The sequence below is a fragment of the Variibacter gotjawalensis genome (assembly GCF_002355335.1).
Taxonomy (GTDB): Bacteria; Pseudomonadota; Alphaproteobacteria; order Rhizobiales; family Xanthobacteraceae; genus Variibacter; species Variibacter gotjawalensis.
Window position 1 is genome coordinate 1,264,624 of record NZ_AP014946.1, and the last position, 21,507, is coordinate 1,286,130.

Consider the following 21,507-nt stretch of genomic DNA (forward strand, 5'->3'; position numbering starts at 1 on the left):
TCACAACGGGCTCCGCGCATCTGCGTTCTTGATGATCTTGAAGTCTGTCACGAGCGCCAATGGCGTTCCGGCTGCGCACAAGCCCCAGTAGCTCTGATACGCGCCGTCGCCATTGCCGCTCTGAAATATCGCGACATTGACGGGGTCGTCGTCCAACGGCCAGTACATGAGGTTTTCTTCGGCCAGAAGGTCCATAACGTAGTCGCCTGCGTCGCCATTTTCGGCAGCGATCGCGACGTCTTTTTTTATCGCTGGGATTGCCTGAGCATCCATGAAGCAGCTTCGCGCGGAATCGACATCGTGTCCGTGAAATTCTTCAGGATCAGCCGCCACGGCTATGCCGCGCCCCGGCAATCGCGCGAGCTCCCAATGGTCGACGGCGCCGGGCGCAAATCGGATGGCTGCAAGGGCGACAAAGTACCCAGCCTCATAGAGCGTCACAGGATATCGGCCGGGCGGTACTTCGCGGACAAACGGCGCCTGGTCGAGATCAACGATCGGGTCGGTTGCGACCAGCTTTCCGCTCGGCACTTCCAGATCGCCGAGTGGAACGACATCTATGGCGCGCTTCGCCAGTTCGTCGGGCGTGAGATCGACGACAATGAGATTGCCGTCGCTCAGCATCGCATCACCGGCGCGTTGGTCGCGCTCCGGCATCGCTCGCTCCTTACAAATCCATCACGAGACGTGCCGGATCCTCGAGGCTTTCCTTCACGCGCACCAAGAACGTGACGGCTTCCTTGCCGTCGACGATGCGGTGATCGTAGGAGAGCGCGAGATACATCATCGGGCGGATTTCGATCTTGCCGCCGATCGCCATCGGCCGCTCCTGGATCTTGTGCATGCCGAGGATGCCGGACTGCGGCGCGTTGAGAATGGGCGTCGACATCAGCGAGCCGTAGACGCCGCCGTTCGAGATCGTGAACGTGCCGCCCTGCATGTCTTCAAGCTTGAGCGCACCGTCGCGCGCTTTCTTGCCGAAGTCCGAGATCGCCTTCTCGACGCCCGCAAGACCGAGTTGATCGGCGTCACGCACGACCGGAACCACGAGACCCTTGTCGGTGCCGACCGCGACGCCGATGTGGTAGTAGTTCTTGTAGATGAGGTCGCCGCCGTCGATCTCGGCGTTGACGGCCGGGATGTCCTTGAGAGCCTGCACGCAGGCGCGGACGAAGAAGCCCATGAAGCCGAGCTTTGTGCCGTATTTTTTCTCGAACAAATCCTTGTAGCGCGTGCGCAGCGCCATGACTTCCGTCATGTCGACCTCGTTGAAGGTCGTCAGCATGGCGGCGGAGTTCTGCGCTTCCTTCAGGCGGCGCGCGATGGTGGCGCGCAGGCGCGTCATCTTCACGCGCTCTTCGCGCGATGCATCGTCGGCCGGCGACGGAGCGCGCACGGCGACCGGTGTCGTCTGCGCGACCGGCGTTGCGGCAGCGGCAGCGCGCTCAACGGCGGCCAGCATGTCACCCTTGGTGACGCGATTGTCTTTGCCCGAACCTTCGACTTTCGACGGGTCGACGCCGGTCTCGCTGGCGATGCGCTGAACCGACGGGGCTTGCCCGGCCGGCGGCTGAGCCGCAGGCGCTGCTGCGGGCGCCGCCTTCTTCTCCTCGGCGGCCGGTGCGGGAGCGGCCTTCTTCTCGGGTGCGGGCGCTGCCTTTGCGCCTGCGCCGCCTTCTTGGATCTGGCCAAGCAGAGCACCGACGCCGACGGTCTCGCCGTCCTTCGCGGTGATTTCGCCGAGCACGCCGGCGGCCGGCGCCGGGACTTCGATCGTCACCTTGTCGGTTTCGAGTTCGACAAGCGGCTCGTCGACCGCGACGGCATCGCCCGGCTTCTTGAACCACTTTCCGATCGTTGCTTCGGTGACGGATTCGCCGAGTGTCGGCACGCGTATTTCGGTCATCAGTATATCCTCAAGAATTCGACCCGCCCTCATCCTGAGGAGCACGGGGCGGCAAAGCCGACCTGTGCGTCTCGAAGGATGGGCGGCCTCGTCCTTCGAGACGCCGTGCTGCGCACGGCTCCTCAGGATGAGGCCGAGAGACTCCTTAACCCAACGCCTCTTCCATGAACGCGGCGAGCTGCGCGAGATGCTTCGACATCAGGCCGGTCGCGGTAGCGGCGGAAGCCGCGCGGCCCGCATAACGCGGCACGCGATGCTTCGCCTGGATGGTGTTGAGCACCCATTCGATGAACGGCTCGACGAAGAACCAAGAACCCATGTTGCGCGGCTCTTCCTGGCTCCAGACCATCTCGGCGTTCTTGAAACGCGAGAGCTCCTGCACCAGCGCCTTGGTCGGGAACGGATAGAGCTGCTCGACGCGCAGCAGATAAATGTCGTCGATGCCGCGCTTCTCGCGCTCCTCGTAAAGATCGTAATAGACCTTGCCGCTGCACATCACGACGCGGCGGATCTTGTCGTCGGCGACGAGCTTGATCTTCTCGCCTTCGCGCAACTGCGCATCATCCCACAGCAGACGGTGGAACGACGTGTCGGCGCCAAACTCCGACAGCGCCGACGTTGCGCGCTTGTGGCGCAGCAGCGACTTCGGCGTCATCAGGATCAGGGGCTTGCGGATCTCGCGCTTAAGCTGACGGCGCAGGATGTGGAAGTAGTTTGCCGGCGTCGTGCAATTGGCGACCTGCATATTGTCTTCCGCCGACATCTGCAGGAAGCGCTCGAGGCGTGCGGAGGAATGCTCCGGACCTTGGCCCTCGTAGCCGTGCGGCAGCAGGCAGACGAGGCCGGACATACGCAGCCACTTGCGCTCGCCCGACGAGATGAACTGGTCGAACACGACCTGCGCGCCGTTGGCAAAATCGCCGAACTGCGCTTCCCACAGCGTCAAAGCGTTCGGCTCCGACAGCGAGTAGCCGTATTCGAAACCGAGCACGGCTTCTTCCGAGAGCATCGAGTTGATGACTTCGTAGACGCCCTGATTTTCGGCGACATGGTTGAACGGCTTGTAGCGCGCCTCGGTTTCCTGATCGATCAGCACCGAGTGGCGCTGCGAGAAGGTGCCGCGTTCGGAATCCTGTCCCGACAGGCGGACTCGATTGCCTTCCTTCATCACCGTGCAGAAAGCGAGGGCTTCGCCGGTCGCCCAATCGATGCCTTCGCCGGTCTCGATTGCTTTGCGGCGGTTGTCGATAAAGCGCTGGATCGTGCGGTGGACGTGGAAGCCTTCCGGCACCTGCGTGATCTTGTTGCCGATGTCTTTCAGCTCGGCGATATCGACGCCGGTGTTGCCGCGGCGCGGATCGTCGGCGTCGTGCGAGACCTTCAGGCCCTGCCACACGCCTTCGAGCCAATCGGCTTTGTTGGCCTTGTAGCCTTGACCGGCCTCGTATTCGGCATCGAGCTTGGCGCGCCATTCGGCCTGCACGCCGTCGACATCCGCCTGGGTCATCGTGCCTTCGGCGATCAGCTTCTTGCCGTAGATTTCGACGACACCCGGATGCTGCCGGATGATCTTGTACATCAACGGCTGCGTGAACGACGGCTCGTCGCCTTCGTTATGGCCGTAGCGGCGATAGCAGAAGATGTCGATGACGACCGGCTTCTGGAACTTCATGCGGAATTCGGTCGCGATCTTCGCGGCGAACACGCAGGCTTCCGGATCGTCGCCGTTCACGTGGAAGATCGGCGCTTCGATCATCTTCGCAACGTCGGACGGATACGGCGACGAGCGCGAGTAGCGCGGATACGTCGTGAAGCCGATCTGGTTGTTAACGATCACGTGGATCGAGCCGCCCGTGCGATGACCCTTGAGGCCCGACAGGCCGAAGCATTCAGCGACGACGCCCTGGCCCGCAAAGGCCGCGTCGCCGTGCAGCAGCAGCGGCAGAACCGCCGTGCGGTCGTCCGCCGTGCAGCCGTGCTGATCCTGCTTCGCGCGGACTTTGCCGAGCACGACCGGATCGACGATTTCGAGATGCGACGGGTTCGCTGTGAGCGAAAGGTGGACCTTGTTGTTGTCGAACTCGCGGTCCGACGAAGCACCCAAGTGGTACTTCACGTCACCTGAACCTTCGACGTCGTCCGGCGTCGACGAGCCGCCCTTGAACTCGTGGAAGAGCACGCGGTGCGGCTTGCCCATCACCTGCGTGAGCACGTTGAGGCGGCCGCGATGCGGCATGCCGAGGACGATCTCTTTGACGCCGAGATTGCCGCCGCGCTTGATGATCTGCTCCATCGCCGGGATCAGCGACTCGCTGCCGTCGAGGCCGAAGCGCTTGGTGCCGGTGAATTTGAGATCGCAGAACTTTTCGAAACCCTCGGCTTCGACGAGCTTGCGGAAGATCGCCTTCTTGCCCTCTGGCGTGAAGCTGATCTCCTTATCCGGACCCTCGATGCGCTCCTGCAGCCAGGCCTTCTGGGCCGGATCGGAGACATGCATGAACTCGACGCCGAGCGTCTGGCAGTAGGTGCGCTTCAGGATCGTGATGATGTCGCGCAACGTCGCGAATTCGAGACCGAGCACGTGATCGATGAAGATCTTGCGGTCGAGATCGGCTTCCTTGAAGCCGTAGGACGTCGGGTCGAGGTCGCTTTCCGGCGGCTTCTTCTCGATGCCGAGCGGGTCGAGATTGGCATGCAGATGGCCGCGCGCGCGGTAGGCGCGGATCAGCATGATGGCCTGGACCGAGTCGCGGGTGGCCTGCTGGACCTTCTCGGGGGCGATCGCGACGCCCTTTTCGGCGGCTTTGCCCTTGATCTTGTCGCCGAGCTTGGCTTCGACCGCGCTCCAGTTGCCGTCGAGCGCGGCGGTCAGCTCGTCATTCGGGCGGACCGGCCAGTTCGGCCGCGACCAGGATGGTGCCTTGTCGGTCTCGCCGTCGTTAAGCGCCTCGAAGAAGGTGCGCCACTCGGCATCCACCGAGTTCGGGTTTTTGGCGTAAGCGGCCTGAAGGTCTTCGAGGTAGCGCGCGTTACCGCCATAAAGGAAGGACGTTTGTGCGAAAGCTGCATTCGCATCTTGGCGAGACATGCAATGTTCCTGGCCAAACGGGGTTTGGTGCTACGGGGTTTAGTGCCCAATACGGGTCCGCTGGCATCCGGCGAGCTGCGAACCTTCACGTTGTCGCGCCGGATCAAGAAAACTGAATGACGCCGCGCGCTCCCCTGATCTAATGCGCGCGCGCCAACTTGTACACCGGCTTTGTCTCAGATTCCGCGCGAAATTCGCTTAGGTCTGTAAGTCGGATTCAGTTCTACGACTCCGGGTTGTGCTGCGAGCGCAAACAAAAACCCCGGCGGGTGAGCCGGGGTTTTGCAAGTCGTCGCTGCCGGTGGCGGACGTCAGCCGTTGAGCGCCTCGACCAGCGTCTTGCCGAGACGGGCCGGGGACGGCGAAACCTTGATGCCGGCCGCTTCCATCGCGGCGATCTTGGACTCCGCATCGCCCTTACCACCCGAAATGATCGCGCCGGCGTGGCCCATGCGGCGGCCCGGAGGCGCCGTGCGGCCCGCAATGAAGCCAGCCATCGGCTTCTTGCGGCCCTTCTTGGCCTCGTCGATCAGGAATTGGGCGGCGTCCTCCTCGGACGAACCGCCAATTTCGCCGATCATCACGATCGAGTGGGTGTCGTCGTCGGCGAGGAACATCTCGAGTGCGTCGATGAAGTCCATGCCCTTCACCGGGTCGCCGCCGATGCCGACGGCCGTCGTCTGGCCGAGGCCTTCGCGGGTCGTCTGGTACACCGCCTCGTAGGTCAGCGTGCCGGAGCGCGAGACAATGCCCACAGAACCGCGTGAGAAGATGTTGGCCGGCATAATGCCGATCTTGCAGGCGCCGGCGGTCAGCACGCCCGGGCAGTTCGGGCCGATCAGCTTTGACTTCGAGCCCGAGAGCGAGCGCTTCACGCGCACCATGTCGGCGACCGGAATGCCTTCCGTGATGCAGACGATGAGCGGGATCTCGGCGTCGATCGCCTCGCAGATCGCGTCGGCCGCGCCCGGCGGCGGAACGTAGATCACCGAAGCGTCGGCGCCGGTCGCTTCCTTCGCCTGCACGACGGTGTCGAAAACCGGCAGACCGAGATGCGTCGAGCCGCCTTTGCCCGGCGACGTACCGCCGACGACCTGCGTGCCGTAAGCGATCGCGGCTTCCGAATGGAACGTGCCGTTCTTACCCGTGAACCCCTGGGTGATCACCTTGGTGTTCTTGTCGATCAGGACTGCCATGCTCGTAACCCCTTAACCTTCCGAAACCCGTTCGACGCCAGCGCGCCGTTAAACCTGACTGACGCGGTGTGACCCGCGAGCGAAGAAGCCGCCGGCACTGAGGCCGGCCGCGAAAAACAATGCACCGAGCGCAACGACGTAAGCGATGTTGCCGACGAAGCCGCAGCCGATATCGGCGCAGCGCGCCGTGTTGCTCAGCGTAACGCGCAGCGTCTCGGCGAGATGCGAGCCGAACGCGCCGTCGACGAGACGCAAACCCGGCAACGTTCCAACGGCCGCGCTCACCACGACGAGGCTCCAATAGCGGCGATACGCACCGCGCGAGATCGCGAATGCGCCGATGACGGCGCCGAGCACGAAGGGCAGAAGCGCGAGCGCGATGCGCAGCATCGATCGATCCTCATGCCGGCTTCCAAATCAGCGGCAGCCAAGAGCCGGTGAAGAACGATGCGACGAGCGCGAAAGCGCCGCCGATCGTGACCCACAAGCTCAAACGTTCGCGCGACTTCAATTCGCTCCGCACATACGCGACCGCGAGGGTGCCGCCGGCGGCCACCACGTATTTCTCGATCACTTTGCGCACCATCGCGTTCGGGATCTTCGCGATGAGACGCGCGGCTTCCTCGCGTCCCATGGTGGCGACTTGGCCTTTCATCACACTCTCGAATGCACGCAGCGCGCGGCTGAACGCCTGATAGAAAACCGTGCCGACGACGAGCTGCAACAGGCCGAGAAGTCCCAGCACAATCGCAACTGCGTACGTTACGGCCGTCGTCATGGCGAAGCCTGCTTGCGCGTTACGCTGCCTTCAGCTTCTTGACCGCGTCGACGATCTTCTTGGCCGCGTCATCGAGATCGTCGGCCGAGATCACGTCGAGCCCGGAGTTGTTGATGATCTCCTTGCCCTTGTCGACGTTGGTGCCTTCGAGGCGCACGACCAGCGGAACCTTGAGGCCGACGTCCTTCACGGCGGCGACGACGCCTTCCGCGATGACGTCGCACTTCATGATGCCGCCGAAGATGTTGACCAGGATGCCCTTCACGGCTTTGTCCGCCGTGATGATCTTGAACGCCGCGGCGACGCGCTCCTTGGTGGCGCTGCCGCCGACGTCGAGGAAGTTCGCCGGTGCTTCGCCGTAGAGCTTGATAATGTCCATCGTCGCCATTGCGAGGCCGGCGCCGTTGACCATGCAGCCGATCGTGCCGTCGAGCGTGATGTAGTTGAGGTCGAACTTCGACGCTTCGATTTCCTTCTCGTCTTCTTCCGTCAGGTCGCGCAGCTCGACGATATCCGGGTGACGATAGAGCGCGTTCGAGTCGAAGCCGATCTTGGCGTCGAGGCACAGCAGCTTCTGATCCTTGGTGATGACCAGCGGGTTGATCTCGAGCATCGCCATGTCTTTGGCGACGAACGCTGTATAGAGCTGTTCGATCAGCTTGCCGGCCTGTTTGGCGAGATCGCCCGTGAGTCCGAGTGTCTGCGCAAGAGCGCGGCCGTGATGCGGCATGATACCGGTCGCCGGATCGACGACGATCTGCACGATCTTCTCGGGCGTGTCATGCGCGACTTGCTCGATGTCCATGCCGCCTTCGGTCGATGCGACGAAGGCGATCTTCGAAGTCTCGCGGTCGACGAGCGCCGAGAGATAGAACTCCTTCTCGATCGACGAACCGTCTTCGACGTAGAGGCGGCGGACTTCCTTGCCGGCCGGCCCCGTCTGCTTGGTGACGAGCGTGAGGCCCAGCATGCGCTGCGCTTCCTTCTCGACGTCCTCGATCGATTTGACGACCTTGACGCCGCCCGCTTTGCCGCGACCGCCGGCGTGGATCTGCGCCTTTACGACGTAGACCGGGCCGGGAAGTTCCTTTGCGGCCTTGATGGCTTCGGCCACCGTGAAGGCCGGGATGCCGCGCGCGACCGGGACCCCGAACTCACGCAGAACTTGCTTGGCTTGATACTCGTGGATGTTCATCTCGGGTCCCCTTCAATTCCTCATGGCACTGACGCGTGCCCAATCACGTGACCTCACCTCTCCCATGGGGAGAGGTCGACGCGCTTTAGCGCGGCGGATGAGGGGATTGTGCCCACCGAGGCCGTAACCCCTCACCCGGATTTCGTTTCGTCCGACCTCTCCCCATGGGAGAGGTGGACCGAGTGCGCGGCGCCCCTACGGCGCCAGCAGCTTACTTCGCCAGATCGGGCGAGACCTTCTTGCAGGCCTCGACGAGACCTTGCACGGAGTCGACCGACTTCTTGAACATCTCCTGCTCGGGTTTGGCGAGCGAGATCTCGACGACGCGCTCGACACCCTTCTCGCCGATCACGCACGGGACGCCGACGTAAAGATCCTTCACGCCGTATTCGCCCGACAGATACGCGGCGCACGGCAGCACGCGCTTCTTGTCCTTGAGATAGCTCTCCGCCATCTGAATGGCCGATGCAGCCGGAGCATAGAACGCCGAGCCGGTCTTGAGCAGGTTGACGATTTCGCCGCCGCCCTTGCGCGTGCGGTCGACGATCGCGTCCAATTTCGCCTGCGTGGTCCAGCCCATCTTGACGAGGTCCGGCAGCGGAATGCCGGCAACTGTCGAGTAGCGTACCAGCGGCACCATGTCGTCGCCGTGACCGCCGAGAACGAAGGCCGTCACGTCTTCGACCGAGACGTTGAATTCGTCGGCGAGGAAGTAGCGGAAGCGAGCCGAGTCGAGAACGCCGGCCATGCCGACGACCATGTTGCGCGGCAGGCCGCTCGACTTCTGCAGCGCCCACACCATCGCGTCGAGCGGGTTGGTGATGCAGATGACGAATGCGTTCGGTGCATACTTTTTGATGCCGGCGCCGACCTGATCCATGACCTTGAGGTTGATGCCGATGAGATCGTCGCGGCTCATGCCCGGCTTGCGCGGCACGCCGGCCGTGACGATGCAGACGTCGGCGTCTTTGATTTCTTCGTAGCCGTTGGTGCCGGAAAGCTTCGCGTCGAAGCCCGAGACCGGCGACGATTCGGCGATATCGAGCGATTTGCCCTGCGGAATGCCTTCCGCAATGTCGAACATGACGACATCGCCGAGCTCTTTCAGCCCGACGAGATGAGCAAGCGTTCCGCCAATCTGGCCAGAACCGATCAGCGCGATCTTTTTACGCGGCATTGTGTGCAGAGCCCCTATCCGGATGACCGGCCGAGAATGACCGGCGCGGCACGGTTATCGCGTTGCACATAACCATTCAAGCGTACCTCTTAGGCAGGCCGTGCCGATCACGAAAAAATCGGTGCGGGCTTCGCTCCCTGGTTGCTGGCGGCGTCTCTCGGCGAGATGCATCGTGTGCCCTCACCAATCGCGCCTTCTGATATACATTATGCCAGCGTAATGGGCTGTCAATTGCATTTTGATTGGTGAGCTTGCTGCGCCGCAGCGTGTAAGCCGCACTGCGCGGTTTTCCGAGCAGTAGCCCGGATGAGCGAGATGCGAAGCATCGATGCGACATCCGGGAATCACGCGTCCAGGATATCGCTACAGCACTCCGCGCTTCGCTCATCCGGGCTACGAACAACGCTTAAGTATCGATAACCCCGCTGCCGACATCCTTCTGCCCTTCGCGCTTGCCGTGCGGCAGCGCGAGGTATTCGTCGGAGCGCATTTCGGTCAGGCGCGAGATCGTGCGGCGGAATTCCATCTGCTCGACGCCCTCAGTCGCGAGATACAGCCCCTCGGGCTCCGCATCTGCCGACGCGACGAGCTTGGTCGATGTGTCGTAGAGCGTGTCGATTAGGGTGATGAACCGCTTCGCCTCGTTGCGATTCTCGTACCGCATGACCGGGATGCCGCTGATGATCAGCGTGTGAAACTCGTGCGCAATCTTCAAGAAGTCGGCGGCGCCGTGCGGCTTGCGGCAGAGATCGTCGAACGTGAAGCGCGCAACGCCGATCGCAGTGAGCGGCACGACAACGTCGCGGCCGTGAACCTTCAGCGTGCGCGGCTCACCCTTCTCGCCGCCCGTGAGTCTGCGCCACGCATCGTCGAGTTTGCCGTCATTCGTCTTGTCGCCCGGCACGTAATAAACCGGCGCGCCGGCAAGCTTTTCAAGACGAAAGTCCGTGCGCGAGGTGAGCCGCACGATTTCGCAATGCAGCTTCAGCAAATCGATGAACGGCAGAAACAGCGCGCGGTTGAGGCCATCGCGATAGAGATCGTCGGGATCGACGTTCGATGTCGCAACGACGACGACGCCGAGTTCGAACAAGCGTTTGAACAAACGCGCGAGGATCATCGCGTCAGCGATATCGGTGACGTGGAATTCGTCGAAGCAGAGCAGCCACGCTTCGTCGGCAAGCGCCGTCGCGAGCGGCTCGATCGGATCGTCACCCTTCACCTCGCCGCGCTTGCGCTGCTGCCGCCAGGTGTGCACGCGATCATGCACGTCGAGCATGAATTCATGGAAATGCGCGCGCCGCTTGCGCTGAATCGGGCTCGCCGCGAAGAACAAATCCATTAGCATCGTCTTGCCGCGGCCGACGTCGCCGAAAATGTAGAGGCCCTTGATGAGCTGCTGGGTATTCTCGCGGCGGCCGAACAGCCAGCCGAGCGCGGAGGATTTGCGCGCCATGCGATGTTCGGTGAGCCGCTGCTCTAGCGCCGAATACTTTGCGACCAATTGCTCCTGGGCGGGATCGCGCTCGATCTCGCCGCTCGCGATCAACGCTTCGTAGCGTCCGCGCATCGACTGCGGCGGCGGCTTGCCGGAGGGCGTGAGCACGCGATCCGGAAACGCATGCGCGCGGCCTTCGGGCGATTGCGGAGGAGGTTCTTTCGAGGGAGCCATGTGGGACAAACTTAACTGCGATGAACGTCTAGAGCGAAACGGCTTCGTTTGAAAAGCAGCGAGACCGAAATTCAGGCGGCTTCTGCGGAGCGTGGCAAATTGGCGTCGCCCCAGGCTTTCAGTGCCGCGATAACCGGCGCGAGACTGCGCCCGCGTTCCGTCAAACTATACTCCACGCGCGGCGGCACTTGCGCGAAAACTTTGCGCAGGACGAGGCCGTCGGCTTCTAGTTCGCGCAACTGCAGCGTGAGCATACGCTGCGTCACATTCGGGAGTTTGCGGCGGATCTCGTTGAAGCGCAGGGTGCCTTCGAGCAGGTGGTAGAGGATCACGCCTTTCCACTTGCCGTCGATGAGGCTGAGCGCGCCTTCGACCGGGCAGCCCGGGCTGCAGTCGAAGTTCGAATGCTTGATACGGGGCACGGTATCCTTTTTGATACTAGTGGCTGAATATGTGCGTTCTTGCGTCTTGCGAGCATAGGATGCATCTCGGCTCTGTTCAACGATCACAAGGAGCCACGCGATGCGCGCCGTCGCCTACCAAAAATCACTGCCGATCACCGACGCGAATTCGCTGCTCGATATCGATCTGCCGAAGCCGGAGCCGAAGGGCCGCGATCTTCTCGTCGAGGTCCGCGCAATCTCGGTCAATCCGGTGGATACGAAGGTGCGCATGCGGGCGCAGCCGCCGGCCGGCGAATACAAGGTGCTGGGCTGGGACGCCGCCGGTGTCGTCGTCGCGGCAGGTCCGGACGCGAAGCTGTTCAAAGCCGGCGACGAAGTCTGGTACGCGGGCGACATCTCTCGGCAAGGCACGAACGCCGAATTCCATCTTGTCGACGAACGCATTGTGGGGCCTAAACCGAAATCGCTCGACTTCGCGACCGCGGCGGCGCTGCCGCTGACCTCGATCACGGCTTACGAAATGCTGTTCGACCGTCTCGACGTGAGGCGCAAAGTGCCGGGCGGCGCGAACGCGATCCTTATCATCGGCGGCGCGGGCGGCGTCGGCTCGATCGCGATCCAGCTTGCGCGCAAACTCACGGATCTCACGATCATCGCGTCGGCGTCACGTCCCGAGACACAGGACTGGGTGAAGAAACTCGGCGCGCATCACGTCGTCGATCATCGCAAGCCGATCGCCGAACAGGTGAAGTCATTAGGGATTGGCGAGCCGTCGTTCGTGTTCTCGACGACGAACAGCGAGCAGCACATCAAGGAAGCCGCCGCATTGATCGTGCCGCAAGGACGCTACGGTTTGATCGACGATCCGAAGCAACTCGACGTGTCGGTGCTCAAGGGCAAGAGCCTATCGCTGCACTGGGAGGCGATGTTCGCACGCGCGCTCTTCAAGACCGCCGACATCGAAGCGCAGCATCGTTTGCTGACTGAAGTCGCGAGCCTCGTCGATAAGGGCGAGATCGTCTCGACGGTGTCGGAGAATTTCGGAACGATCAACGCGGCCAATTTGAAGAAGGCGCACGCGCTGATCGAAAGCGGGACCGCGAAGGGGAAGGTCGTCCTGGCGGGATTCTGATTTTCGATCGTCATGGCCCGGCTTGCCCGGACCATCCACGACTTACTTTTGAGTATTCAGCCAAGACGTGGATGGCCCGCATGAAGCGGGCCATGACGTCGTTGGGTCACATCACCACGACGCGCGTGCCGACCTTCACGCGATCGTAGAGATCCGTGACGTCTTCGTTGCGCATGCGGATACAGCCGGACGAGACGTTGGTGCCGATCGTCCACGGCTCGTTCGAGCCGTGAATGCGGTAGAGCGACGTGCCGAGATAGAGCGCGCGTGCGCCGAGCGGATTCTCCGGACCGCCGGCCATGAAGGTCGGCAGATCGGGGCGGCGCTGAAGCATTTCCTTGGGCGGACGCCAATCCGGCCACTCCCGCTTATTCGTGATCGTCTTCGTGCCCGACCACGTAAAGCCTTCGCGGCCGACACCGATGCCGTAGCGGCGCGCGCGTCCGTCGCCTTCGACGAGGTAGAGGAATTTGCTGGCCGTATCGACGACGATCGTCCCGGCGCCTTCTTTGCCGTGATACTCGACACTCTGCGGCAGATATTTCGGGTCCATCGGCCGGCGATCCGGCACAGTGATGTGGCTCGGCTCGCCGCGCGCAAGTTGCTGGTAGCGTTGGCCGGAGACACGCGGCGCGTTGTCGTCGCCGAACATTGCTTCGAAGAGACCGCCGCCCATGTTGCCGCGCTGGTGCGGGCCTTGCTGCACGGCGTAAGCCGGCGCGCGGACCGCGCGTCGCGGAGCAAACTGATCCGCATACTCGTAGGCCGGGACGACTTCGAACCGTTGGGCGTGAGCGGGGATAGCCGCAAGGAGAACCGCTGCGGCGGCGGAAACCGGCAGAATGATGCGCATCGACGTACTCTCGAACATGATCGTCGGAACAGAACGCGAGCCGCAACCGAAAGGTCCGCCCGTTGCAAGCGATTAAGCGCTGCAAAGGCCACCGAATCGTTAACCCGGCGTTTGGGTTACCGGTTAGCGTTAGCGGGAGGTTAACGCGGGCGCGGGACGAGCACGAAGGCGACAAGCGCCAGCGCGACGGCAATGCCCGATAGCGCCACGGCCGTGAGATCGGAGGATCGCTCGGCAACAAAGGCGATGATGAGCGGCGAAGCTGATTGGATCGCGAGCGCCGGTCCCGCAATGCGGCCGATGGTCAGCCCGTATCCTTGCGCGCCGAACAGCGCGAGCGGGACCGTGCCGCGGCATAGTGTGATCAAGCCGTTCGAGATGCCAAAGAGCAGCATGAAGGCGATCGCGACCGGCGTCGTCAGCCCGAAGATCGCGAGCAGCGCAAAGCCGATCAGCAAGCTTGCTACCGCGAACCGCGCGACAGTCAGCGGATGCACATCGCGCGCGAACGTGAACTCGCCGAGCCGCGCCAACGTCTGGCAAGGACCGAAAATCATTCCAAGCAACACCGCGGTCTGCGGATCGATGCCGGCGCGGCCGAACATCGAGAGCAGATGCGCGAGCAGGCCCGACGGCACGAAAGCGTAGACCGCGAAAGCCAGCACGACGAGCGCGAAGGCGGTGCCGCGCGGTTGCAGCAGAGCGGGGACGGGCGCGCCGTCTGGCGTCGGCGACGGAGTGACGGAAGCGCGCGTTCGCGGCATCAGAGCGTGAAGCGGCGCGGCAACGAACAGCAGCAGCGCAGCGTAGATCAGATACGTGTTGTGCCAGCCGACGCCGTCGATCAGCGCGCGCGTCGTCGGCCAGCTCACGGTCGATGCAAGCCCGCCCGCGAGCGTCAGCATCGTGATCGGCCGTCGCGCCGCCGCCCCGAAGATACGGCCGAGCGTCGCGAATGCGGGATCATAGAGGGACGCCGACATCGCGGCTCCGAGGACGACCCACACGGCGAGATAAGCTATCTGCGATTCGACATGCGGCAACGCCAGCAGACCGGCGGCGCCGAGCAGCGAACCGAACGGCATCACGCGATGTCCACCGTAGCGATCGATGAAGCTGCCGATGAAGCGCGCAAAAATGCCGGCCGTCAGGATGCCGAGCGAATAGCCGCCCATCGTGAAGGCCTTCGACCAACCGCGCTCGGCGGCGATCAACGGCACCATCAGCACCGGCGTGTAGTAGATCGCGCCCCACGCGAGGACCTGCGTGACGCCGAGAAAAACCACGGCGCGCCACGGACCGGCGAAGAAATCGGATGTGCGGGATGCGAACGACATGAAGTACGCGCATTAAACTACGCGCGTGCCGTTACGTCAGCAGATTGTTGAAGCGCCGCGCTTTTTAGCGCGGCGTCGAGGTCGGCGCTGCAGAGGCCTGCGGCGTGCGGCGGCCCGCCGTGCGCGGTGCCGTCGCGCCGCAGCGGACGTAGATCGCGATGCCGTAGCGGCCGGCAACTTCCGCATCGACCCACTTGAGCGACATCGTCGAGCCGTCGAACGTGACGAATTCGCGGTCGAGATTTTCACCGGATGCGCCATCCGGGCCGAGGAAGCGTCCGCCGCCCGGTCCACCCTTGGTGCGCAGCTCCTGCGGCGCGCTCTGGTCGGGCAGATGCATCATCACGCCGCCGTTCGGGCCGCGATTGATGACGTAAGGATTGCCGCATTGGCTGCGCGCCTGGGCCATCGTGCGGCCGCGGTCCGGTTCGTTGTGATAGGAGGCAAAGCCCCAGCGGCCGACGAGGTCTTCGTTGGCGATACCGGGTGCCGGAGGCGCATTCGCGGGCGCAGCCGCCTGAGGGGCAGGCGCAGGTGAGCCCCCACCGAAGAAGCTCGACGGTGAAGACTGACATCCGGCCAGCGTCAAAGCGGCCAACCCAACGATAGCAATACGCAACATTCGCTCCCTCCGAGCTTCAAACATTGCCATAGATCAGAGAATTTCGACACCATTTGGTTAATGCACCGTACCGGCACGAAAATCTTTGCGTGAAATCGGCAACAACCGTATGCCGCAACCGCTGCCGACGGCTTTGCAGCGCCGCGAGATACCGTCGCGATTTCTTGACACTGTCATGTCCCTGGCCTATCTCCCGTGCAGCTTTGGCACTCCACGGGAATGAGTGCTAAGTCCAGTCCGCATCACAAAATCCCCCTGGGCGCGGTTTTCGCGTTCACCCCCACGAGGAAGACGAATGGCCAAGACCAAATTCCGTCCGCTGCACGACCGCGTCGTCGTCAAGCGCATCGACGCCGAAGCCAAGAGCGCCGGCGGCATCATCATCCCGGACACTGCCAAGGAAAAGCCGTCGCAAGGCGAAATCACCGCCGTCGGCCCGGGTGGCCGCGACGAAGCCGGCAAGCTCATCCCGATCGACCTCAAGGTCGGCGACAAGGTCCTGTTCGGCAAGTGGTCGGGCACGGAAGTGAAGCTCGATGGTGTCGACCTCCTCATCATGAAGGAGTCGGACATCATGGGCGTGATCGCTTAACGCGCATAAGGACACAGAGCACATGGCTGCTAAAGACGTACGTTTCTCGACCGATGCGCGCGACAAAATGCTGCGCGGCGTCGACATCCTCGCCAACGCCGTCAAGGTGACACTCGGTCCGAAGGGCCGCAACGTCGTCATCGACAAGTCGTTCGGCGCACCCCGCATCACCAAGGACGGTGTGACGGTCGCGAAGGAAATCGAACTTGAAGACAAGTTCGAAAACATGGGCGCGCAGATGCTGCGCGAAGTCGCCTCGAAGACCAACGACCTCGCCGGCGATGGCACCACCACCGCAACGGTTCTGGCTCAGGCGATCGTGCGCGAAGGCGCAAAGGCCGTCGCTGCCGGCATGAACCCGATGGACCTCAAGCGCGGCATCGACCTCGCAACGAAGGCCGTCATCAAAGACATCGAAAAGCGCGCCAAGAAGGTCGGCTCGTCGGACGAAGTCGCGCAGGTCGGTACCATCTCGGCGAACGGCGACAAGGCGGTCGGCACGATGATCGCGAAGGCGATGCAGAAGGTCGGCAACGAAGGCGTCATCACGGTCGAGGAAGCCAAGTCGCTCGACACCGACGTCGAAATCGTCGAGGGCATGCAGTTCGATCGCGGCTACCTCTCGCCGTATTTCATCACCAACGCCGACAAGATGACGGCGGACCTCGAAGACGCGTACATCCTGCTGCATGAGAAGAAGCTTTCGTCGCTGCAGTCGATGCTGCCGGTTCTCGAAGCTGTCGTGCAGACCGGCAAGCCGCTGGTCATCGTCGCGGAAGACATCGAGGGTGAGGCTCTCGCCACGCTCGTCGTCAACAAGCTGCGCGGTGGCCTCAAGGTCGCTGCCGTGAAGGCTCCGGGCTTCGGCGACCGTCGTAAGGCGATGCTCGAAGACATCGCGATCCTGACCGGCGGTCAGCTGATCTCGGAAGACCTCGGCATCAAGCTTGAGACCGTCACGCTCGCGATGCTCGGCCGCTCCAAGAAGGTGCTGATCGAGAAAGAAAAGACCACGATCGTCAACGGCGCCGGCAAGCGTGCCGCGATTGAAGCCCGCGTCGGTCAGATCAAGGCTCAGATCGAAGAGACGACGTCGGACTACGATCGCGAGAAGCTGCAGGAGCGTCTCGCTAAGCTCGCGGGCGGCGTCGCGGTTATCCGCGTCGGTGGTGCCACCGAGATCGAAGTGAAGGAAAAGAAGGACCGCGTCGAAGACGCGCTCAACGCAACCCGCGCCGCTGTCGAAGAAGGCATCGTCCCGGGCGGCGGCATCGCGCTGCTGCGCGCCAAGAAGGCCGTCGGCAAACTGACGGCTGACAACGCCGACGTGCAGGCCGGCATCAACATCCTGCTGAAGTCGCTGGAAGCCCCGATCCGTCAGATCGCGGAAAACGCCGGCGTCGAAGGCTCGATCGTTGTCGGCAAGATCTCGGAGAACAAGTCCGAGACCTTCGGCTTCGATGCGCAGAACGAAGAGTATGTCGACATGGTGCAGAAGGGCATCATCGACCCGGCCAAGGTCGTCCGCACCGCGTTGCAGGATGCAGCATCGGTCGCAGGCCTCCTGATCACGACCGAGGCGATGGTTGCTGAGCTGCCGAAGGACGCTCCCGCTATGCCGGCAATGCCGCCGGGCGGCGGTGGCATGGGCTTCTAAGAAGTCCGACCAACTCAACAACGAAGGGCGCGGAGCAATCCGCGCCCTTTTTCTTTGCGGTTTGGCCAAGAGGCTTAACGCCGGCGTAACAACGTATGGTTGTGCGATTCCAACTTTGGTAACGGCTGTCTGCTAGCGTCTCGGCCAACAATAAGGCTGGGGATGCGCGGGTTTCTCTCACAACTGAGGCTGTGGAGCGCGGCTGTCGCGCGGCGACTGGCCGTGCTCGTCGTCGCGTTTGCGACGCCGGCGCTCGCGCAGGACGATACCCCGGTCATTCGCTTCCAGCTCAACTGGGTCAACCAGGCGCAATTCGCCGGCTTCTACGTCGCCGAGGCGATGGGCTTCTATCAGCGCGAAGGCATCGCGGTGGAGTTCGTGCCGGGCGGTCCTGCCTTCCCTGGCGCGCCGATCCAAGACCCGCTGCTGATGCTTGAACTCGGCGGTGCGGACGTTGCGGTCGCTTGGATGTCGAACGCCTTCGCGGCGCGCGCCAACGGCCTCGACGTTCTCAACATTGCGCAGGTTTTTCGCCATCCCGGCACGTCGCTGATCTGTCTGCGCGAGTCGGGCATCAAGCGTCCGGCCGACATCAAGGGCAAACGCATCGGCGTCTGGAACATCGGCGAGCAACTCAATCTCAGCTATTGGCTGCGTCAGCGCGGCATGACGATGGACGACGTGACGACGATCACGCAGCGGCCGGACGGCGCCGATCTCATCGAGCGCACGCTCGATTGCGTGATGGCGATGTCTTACAACGAGTATTGGACGCTGCTGGGCAAGTTCCGCCACGCCGATCTCTTCGTCGTTCGCTTCGGCGACGAAGGCAGCGCATTCCTCGAAGACGGGCTTTACGCGCGCGATGACACCATCGCGGATCCCGTGATGCGCGATCGCTTGGCGCGTTTCGTTCGCGCCAGCGCCGACGGCTGGCGCTATGCGAAAGACAATCCGGAAGTCGCCGTCGCGGTAACGATGCATCGTGCGCCGGGCGCCGACGCGGTGCATCAGCGCCGTATGCTCGAAACCATCTTCGCGATCGCCGAACCGCATCGCGATTTCGGGCTGCTCGATCTCACGAGCTTCGGCCGCAGCGTCGATATTCTGGCCGACAGCTCGGACGCGAAAGCTGCCGCCGCGGCGCGCGTCGGCTGGACGCACGAAGTGTGGCGCGAGGCACATCGCAATTCTGGCCCCGTGCAACTTACGCCTGCCGCAAAGCACTATCTGGCACGCATCGTCGACTCGCCGTGGTTCTTCATCATCGGCCTGACCGGAACGCTTGCCAGTATGGTCGGCGCATTCATGCGCGCCGTGCAGCGGCGTTACGATCTGTGGGGCGCGTTCATCCTGACGCTGCTGGCGATCGGCGGCGGCACGCTGCGCGATCTTCTCGTCGGCGGCGATCGTCTGCCGCTCTTCATGTTCAAGGATCCGATCTACATCACGCTCATCGTGATGGTCGTCGTCTTCGGCACGGCGATCACGCGCTCGCTGTCCGACGCAGCACTCGATTCACGACGTTTCGCGGTGTGGCGCGAAACGTTCGACGCGGTCGGCGTTGCAACTTTCACGGTGCTCGGCACCAAAGTCGCGATCATCGCGGGACTGCCTTGGTATTGGGCGCCGTTCTGCGCCGCGCTGAGTTGCGCCGGCGGCGGCATGCTGCGCGACATCGTGACGGGGCGCGAGCCGCGCACATTCCTCGGTGAACCATACGAAGAGATCGCGGTGGTCGGCAGTCTCGCGCTGTTCGGCATGCTGCTGTTCGCCAGCCGCTACGAGCATGCGGATTGGATGGTGACCGCCGCAATCCTCGTGACGATGGTCAGCGTCTTCGCAGCGCGTATGTCGGTGGTGCTGCTCGGCTGGCGTTCGTATCGCCTCGGCTCGGCCGTCGAGGATCCGCCGATTGAGCCCACGGTTACGATTCTGCCGTCGCCTGTCGCGGCGCCGTCGCTAGAATCGCAGAAAGTTGCGTAAGCCTAAGCCGCGTCTTCCAGCTTGCCGTCCTTGATGCAGTAGAGATGCTCGTCGCCGCAGCATTCGCAGCGGACGTAAAGGCGGATGTTGCGCGTGCGCGCGAAAGTCTGGCGGTCGGTGCGGATGCCGGAACGCACGAGGGCGCCGGTACGCGGGCAAGCAAACGTGAGACTCATGCGGGGTCCTCGAGCGTCTGACTGCCGTCCAGGATCGCGCCGGTTTGGTTAACGTTTCGCTAAAAGACTATAGTCCTGCGGCAACCTGCCGCTGGCGGCCTGCCATGGCGTTGCCCGGATTGATCGCCATTTGCGGCAACCGGCGGCTGAACGTTGACCGCCGAACCAGCGACAAATGTGTCATAGTTCGCTGTCACGAAAGATAGCCATGCGCCGCCTGTTAAAGCCGCTCTGGATCGTCCTCGCCGTCATCTTCCTCGCGGAAGCTTGGCTTTGGAGCCATCTGCAGCCGATCGTCGCCTGGATCGTCAATCTCGTGTCGCTCCCGGCCGTTCGCGCGAAAGTCGCCGGCTGGATCGAAAAGCTGCCGCCGTGGGTAACGCTGTTCGTCTTCATCATCCCGGCCGTTTTGTTGTTTCCGATCAAGCTGCTCGGGCTCTGGATGTTGGCCAAGGGGTCTTGGCTCGGCGCGATGGCGGTGCTCGGCCTTGCCAAGGTGGTCAGCATGGGCGTCACCGCCTTTATCTTCGAGGTGACGAAGCCGAAACTGCTGCAGATGGCCTGGTTCGCCTGGGCCTACGAGAAAGTGCTGGCTGGCTTGGCTTGGGCCCACCGCAACGTCGACCCGATCAAGGCGCGGTTGAAGGCATTCGCTCATGAGACCTTCGACCCGATCCGCCGCCGTGCACGCAAGTTGTTCTGGCTAATGCGCGGCGAGCGCCGCGGCCGGTTCCTCCGCCGCCTCATGCGCATCCGTAAGCGGATGCAGACGACCGCGCCGGCCGCCCCACGCAGCGTCTAACCCGGGCTGCCAACCCCAAGAGCGTCATGGCCCGGCTTGTCCGGGCCATCCACGTTTTACTTCCTCGCAGTCTCAGCCCAGACGTGGATGGCCCGCGTGAAGCGGGCCATGACGGCGTGATGAGGCGAGGCGTAGAGGGCAAAAACGCAAAAGGCCGCCATGCGGCGGCCTGTGGAGACGCCCTTTAGGCGCCCAAAATCCCAATCCGGAAGCTAAAGGCCGCCCCGGAGGCGGCCCGAGCCGTCTTAAGCCGCGCGGGCGGTTAGCTCGATCGAGCGGGCCGAGTCGGCCTGAGCCGTATAGCGCGAGGCCATACGCTTAAGTTCCTTGGCGATGTCCTCGACGGCGCATTCGCGCGCGAGACGCTCGCAACGTTCGGCCTGTTGTCGCAGATACGCAGAGTCAAACATAACTTTCTTATTCTCCGTTGGCGCCTAATGCGTCCTCTGACCATTAGTGTGCGCGCACAAGTTTAAGGTTCAGCTAAATCGTATGAATACGCTCGCTGTTGATCTTTATGTTGTGCCTGACTGTGCCTACATCGTGGCGGCAGAGGGGAAGTTTATGGCCAAAGTCGAAGTTTCCATTCCGCACAGCCTCGGTAAGGACGAGGCGGCGCGCCGGATCAAGGCCGGGCTCGAAAAGGCGCAGGGCGGCTTTGCCGGGCTCACACTGACCGATCAGACCTGGACCGGCGATACGATGGTGTTCAAGGCCGGCGCCATGGGGCAGTCCGTGCCGGGCGAGATCGACGTCGCGGAACAGAGTGTCCGGATTGCGGTCGATCTGCCGTTCTTCCTCGCCGCAATGGCGGAGACCGCCAAGGGCATGATCGAGAAGCAGGGCCAGTTGCTGCTGGAGAAGAAGTAGGGCGTTGGTCGTCATGGCCCGGCTTGTCCGGACCTTCCACGACTTCCTTCAACGACACAGAAAG

The 21,507-nt window shown here is 63.0% G+C and carries 21 protein-coding genes; 6 read left to right on the top strand and 15 right to left on the bottom strand.

Annotation, left to right across the window (positions count from 1 at the left end; genetic code table 11):
- From GJW30_RS06110 to GJW30_RS06155, 10 genes are all read right to left on the bottom strand, one after another.
- Positions 1 to 657, bottom strand: coding sequence for a DUF4241 domain-containing protein (locus GJW30_RS06110; RefSeq protein ID WP_096352999.1), 657 nt, complete (start codon positions 655 to 657; stop codon positions 1 to 3).
- Between the two features lie 10 nt (positions 658 to 667).
- On the bottom strand, positions 668 to 1,906 hold the full coding sequence (odhB, locus tag GJW30_RS06115) for a 2-oxoglutarate dehydrogenase complex dihydrolipoyllysine-residue succinyltransferase (protein ID WP_096353002.1): 1,239 nt from the start codon (positions 1,904 to 1,906) through the stop codon (positions 668 to 670).
- A gap of 145 nt (positions 1,907 to 2,051) precedes the next feature.
- Positions 2,052 to 4,994 (bottom strand): 2-oxoglutarate dehydrogenase E1 component, encoded by a 2,943-nt coding sequence (locus tag GJW30_RS06120; protein WP_096353005.1) that lies wholly within the window; start codon positions 4,992 to 4,994, stop codon positions 2,052 to 2,054.
- A gap of 311 nt (positions 4,995 to 5,305) precedes the next feature.
- Positions 5,306 to 6,190: a succinate--CoA ligase subunit alpha gene (gene sucD, locus GJW30_RS06125; protein WP_096353008.1), complete on the bottom strand. Its 885-nt coding sequence runs from the start codon at positions 6,188 to 6,190 to the stop codon at positions 5,306 to 5,308.
- 48 nt (positions 6,191 to 6,238) lie between these two features.
- The gene (locus GJW30_RS06130; protein WP_096353011.1) at positions 6,239 to 6,580 is read right to left on the bottom strand and encodes a hypothetical protein; all 342 of its coding nucleotides are present in this window, start codon (positions 6,578 to 6,580) and stop codon (positions 6,239 to 6,241) included.
- A gap of 10 nt (positions 6,581 to 6,590) precedes the next feature.
- The gene (locus GJW30_RS06135) at positions 6,591 to 6,968 is read right to left on the bottom strand and encodes a hypothetical protein (RefSeq protein ID WP_096353014.1); all 378 of its coding nucleotides are present in this window, start codon (positions 6,966 to 6,968) and stop codon (positions 6,591 to 6,593) included.
- Between the two features lie 19 nt (positions 6,969 to 6,987).
- Positions 6,988 to 8,163, bottom strand: a complete 1,176-nt coding sequence (sucC, locus tag GJW30_RS06140; RefSeq protein ID WP_096353017.1) for an ADP-forming succinate--CoA ligase subunit beta — start codon at positions 8,161 to 8,163, stop codon at positions 6,988 to 6,990.
- A gap of 211 nt (positions 8,164 to 8,374) precedes the next feature.
- Positions 8,375 to 9,340, bottom strand: coding sequence for a malate dehydrogenase (gene mdh, locus GJW30_RS06145; protein ID WP_096353020.1), 966 nt, complete (start codon positions 9,338 to 9,340; stop codon positions 8,375 to 8,377).
- Positions 9,341 to 9,746: 406 nt separating this feature from the next.
- Positions 9,747 to 11,012 (bottom strand): cell division protein ZapE, encoded by a 1,266-nt coding sequence (gene zapE / locus GJW30_RS06150; protein ID WP_430727092.1) that lies wholly within the window; start codon positions 11,010 to 11,012, stop codon positions 9,747 to 9,749.
- 71 nt (positions 11,013 to 11,083) lie between these two features.
- The gene (locus GJW30_RS06155; protein ID WP_096358686.1) at positions 11,084 to 11,434 is read right to left on the bottom strand and encodes a winged helix-turn-helix transcriptional regulator; all 351 of its coding nucleotides are present in this window, start codon (positions 11,432 to 11,434) and stop codon (positions 11,084 to 11,086) included.
- Between the two features lie 100 nt (positions 11,435 to 11,534).
- Between GJW30_RS06155 and GJW30_RS06160 the strand changes: the two genes are divergently transcribed.
- On the top strand, positions 11,535 to 12,548 hold the full coding sequence (locus tag GJW30_RS06160) for a zinc-binding alcohol dehydrogenase family protein (RefSeq protein ID WP_096353023.1): 1,014 nt from the start codon (positions 11,535 to 11,537) through the stop codon (positions 12,546 to 12,548).
- A gap of 106 nt (positions 12,549 to 12,654) precedes the next feature.
- On the opposite strand, the gene GJW30_RS06165 is transcribed toward GJW30_RS06160, so the two are convergent.
- From GJW30_RS06165 to GJW30_RS06175, 3 genes are all read right to left on the bottom strand, one after another.
- Positions 12,655 to 13,401 carry a L,D-transpeptidase gene (locus tag GJW30_RS06165; protein WP_245408672.1) on the bottom strand — a complete coding sequence of 249 codons (747 nt, stop codon included), beginning with the start codon at positions 13,399 to 13,401 and terminating at the stop codon, positions 12,655 to 12,657.
- A 140-nt stretch (positions 13,402 to 13,541) separates the two neighbouring features.
- A complete protein-coding gene (locus GJW30_RS06170) occupies positions 13,542 to 14,738 on the bottom strand; it encodes an MFS transporter (protein ID WP_096353028.1) in 1,197 nt (398 codons plus the stop codon).
- A 64-nt stretch (positions 14,739 to 14,802) separates the two neighbouring features.
- Positions 14,803 to 15,360 (bottom strand): hypothetical protein, encoded by a 558-nt coding sequence (locus GJW30_RS06175; protein ID WP_096353031.1) that lies wholly within the window; start codon positions 15,358 to 15,360, stop codon positions 14,803 to 14,805.
- Positions 15,361 to 15,655: 295 nt separating this feature from the next.
- On the opposite strand from GJW30_RS06175, the gene GJW30_RS06180 reads away from it, so the two are divergent.
- The 3 genes from GJW30_RS06180 (at position 15,656) to GJW30_RS06190 (ending at position 19,595) form a co-directional block, all read left to right on the top strand.
- Positions 15,656 to 15,952 (top strand): co-chaperone GroES, encoded by a 297-nt coding sequence (locus GJW30_RS06180; RefSeq protein ID WP_096353034.1) that lies wholly within the window; start codon positions 15,656 to 15,658, stop codon positions 15,950 to 15,952.
- Positions 15,953 to 15,974: 22 nt separating this feature from the next.
- Positions 15,975 to 17,609, top strand: a complete 1,635-nt coding sequence (groL, locus tag GJW30_RS06185) for a chaperonin GroEL (protein ID WP_096353037.1) — start codon at positions 15,975 to 15,977, stop codon at positions 17,607 to 17,609.
- Between the two features lie 162 nt (positions 17,610 to 17,771).
- Positions 17,772 to 19,595, top strand: coding sequence for an ABC transporter substrate-binding protein (locus tag GJW30_RS06190; RefSeq protein ID WP_096353040.1), 1,824 nt, complete (start codon positions 17,772 to 17,774; stop codon positions 19,593 to 19,595).
- A 2-nt stretch (positions 19,596 to 19,597) separates the two neighbouring features.
- On the opposite strand, the gene GJW30_RS22550 is transcribed toward GJW30_RS06190, so the two are convergent.
- Positions 19,598 to 19,771 carry a hypothetical protein gene (locus GJW30_RS22550; protein ID WP_157746698.1) on the bottom strand — a complete coding sequence of 58 codons (174 nt, stop codon included), beginning with the start codon at positions 19,769 to 19,771 and terminating at the stop codon, positions 19,598 to 19,600.
- A 208-nt stretch (positions 19,772 to 19,979) separates the two neighbouring features.
- Between GJW30_RS22550 and GJW30_RS06195 the strand changes: the two genes are divergently transcribed.
- Complete coding sequence (locus GJW30_RS06195) at positions 19,980 to 20,573, top strand: hypothetical protein (protein ID WP_096353043.1); 594 nt, start codon at positions 19,980 to 19,982, stop codon at positions 20,571 to 20,573.
- Between the two features lie 245 nt (positions 20,574 to 20,818).
- On the opposite strand, the gene GJW30_RS22555 is transcribed toward GJW30_RS06195, so the two are convergent.
- Positions 20,819 to 20,983, bottom strand: a complete 165-nt coding sequence (locus GJW30_RS22555; RefSeq protein WP_157746699.1) for a hypothetical protein — start codon at positions 20,981 to 20,983, stop codon at positions 20,819 to 20,821.
- Positions 20,984 to 21,137: 154 nt separating this feature from the next.
- On the opposite strand from GJW30_RS22555, the gene GJW30_RS06200 reads away from it, so the two are divergent.
- The gene (locus tag GJW30_RS06200; protein WP_096353045.1) at positions 21,138 to 21,443 is read left to right on the top strand and encodes a polyhydroxyalkanoic acid system family protein; all 306 of its coding nucleotides are present in this window, start codon (positions 21,138 to 21,140) and stop codon (positions 21,441 to 21,443) included.
- Positions 21,444 to 21,507 lie beyond the last annotated feature (64 nt).

Excerpts from the sequence above, each read along its gene's own strand:
- GJW30_RS06165 (WP_245408672.1), bottom strand. The coding sequence starts at position 13,401 with ATGCGCATCATTCTGCCGGTTTCCGCCGCCGCAGCGGTTCTCCTTGCG.
- odhB (WP_096353002.1), bottom strand. The coding sequence starts at position 1,906 with ATGACCGAAATACGCGTGCCGACACTCGGCGAATCCGTCACCGAAGCA.
- GJW30_RS06180 (WP_096353034.1), top strand. The coding sequence starts at position 15,656 with ATGGCCAAGACCAAATTCCGTCCGCTGCACGACCGCGTCGTCGTCAAG.
- GJW30_RS06135 (WP_096353014.1), bottom strand. The coding sequence starts at position 6,968 with ATGACGACGGCCGTAACGTACGCAGTTGCGATTGTGCTGGGACTTCTC.
- zapE (WP_430727092.1), bottom strand. The coding sequence starts at position 11,012 with ATGGCTCCCTCGAAAGAACCTCCTCCGCAATCGCCCGAAGGCCGCGCG.
- GJW30_RS06120 (WP_096353005.1), bottom strand. The coding sequence starts at position 4,994 with ATGTCTCGCCAAGATGCGAATGCAGCTTTCGCACAAACGTCCTTCCTT.
- GJW30_RS06130 (WP_096353011.1), bottom strand. The coding sequence starts at position 6,580 with ATGCTGCGCATCGCGCTCGCGCTTCTGCCCTTCGTGCTCGGCGCCGTC.
- mdh (WP_096353020.1), bottom strand. The coding sequence starts at position 9,340 with ATGCCGCGTAAAAAGATCGCGCTGATCGGTTCTGGCCAGATTGGCGGA.
- GJW30_RS22550 (WP_157746698.1), bottom strand. The coding sequence starts at position 19,771 with ATGAGTCTCACGTTTGCTTGCCCGCGTACCGGCGCCCTCGTGCGTTCC.
- GJW30_RS06190 (WP_096353040.1), top strand. The coding sequence starts at position 17,772 with ATGCGCGGGTTTCTCTCACAACTGAGGCTGTGGAGCGCGGCTGTCGCG.
- GJW30_RS06175 (WP_096353031.1), bottom strand. The coding sequence starts at position 15,360 with ATGTTGCGTATTGCTATCGTTGGGTTGGCCGCTTTGACGCTGGCCGGA.
- GJW30_RS06200 (WP_096353045.1), top strand. The coding sequence starts at position 21,138 with ATGGCCAAAGTCGAAGTTTCCATTCCGCACAGCCTCGGTAAGGACGAG.
- GJW30_RS22555 (WP_157746699.1), bottom strand. The coding sequence starts at position 20,983 with ATGTTTGACTCTGCGTATCTGCGACAACAGGCCGAACGTTGCGAGCGT.
- groL (WP_096353037.1), top strand. The coding sequence starts at position 15,975 with ATGGCTGCTAAAGACGTACGTTTCTCGACCGATGCGCGCGACAAAATG.
- GJW30_RS06195 (WP_096353043.1), top strand. The coding sequence starts at position 19,980 with ATGCGCCGCCTGTTAAAGCCGCTCTGGATCGTCCTCGCCGTCATCTTC.
- GJW30_RS06170 (WP_096353028.1), bottom strand. The coding sequence starts at position 14,738 with ATGTCGTTCGCATCCCGCACATCCGATTTCTTCGCCGGTCCGTGGCGC.
- sucC (WP_096353017.1), bottom strand. The coding sequence starts at position 8,163 with ATGAACATCCACGAGTATCAAGCCAAGCAAGTTCTGCGTGAGTTCGGG.
- GJW30_RS06110 (WP_096352999.1), bottom strand. The coding sequence starts at position 657 with ATGCCGGAGCGCGACCAACGCGCCGGTGATGCGATGCTGAGCGACGGC.
- GJW30_RS06160 (WP_096353023.1), top strand. The coding sequence starts at position 11,535 with ATGCGCGCCGTCGCCTACCAAAAATCACTGCCGATCACCGACGCGAAT.
- sucD (WP_096353008.1), bottom strand. The coding sequence starts at position 6,190 with ATGGCAGTCCTGATCGACAAGAACACCAAGGTGATCACCCAGGGGTTC.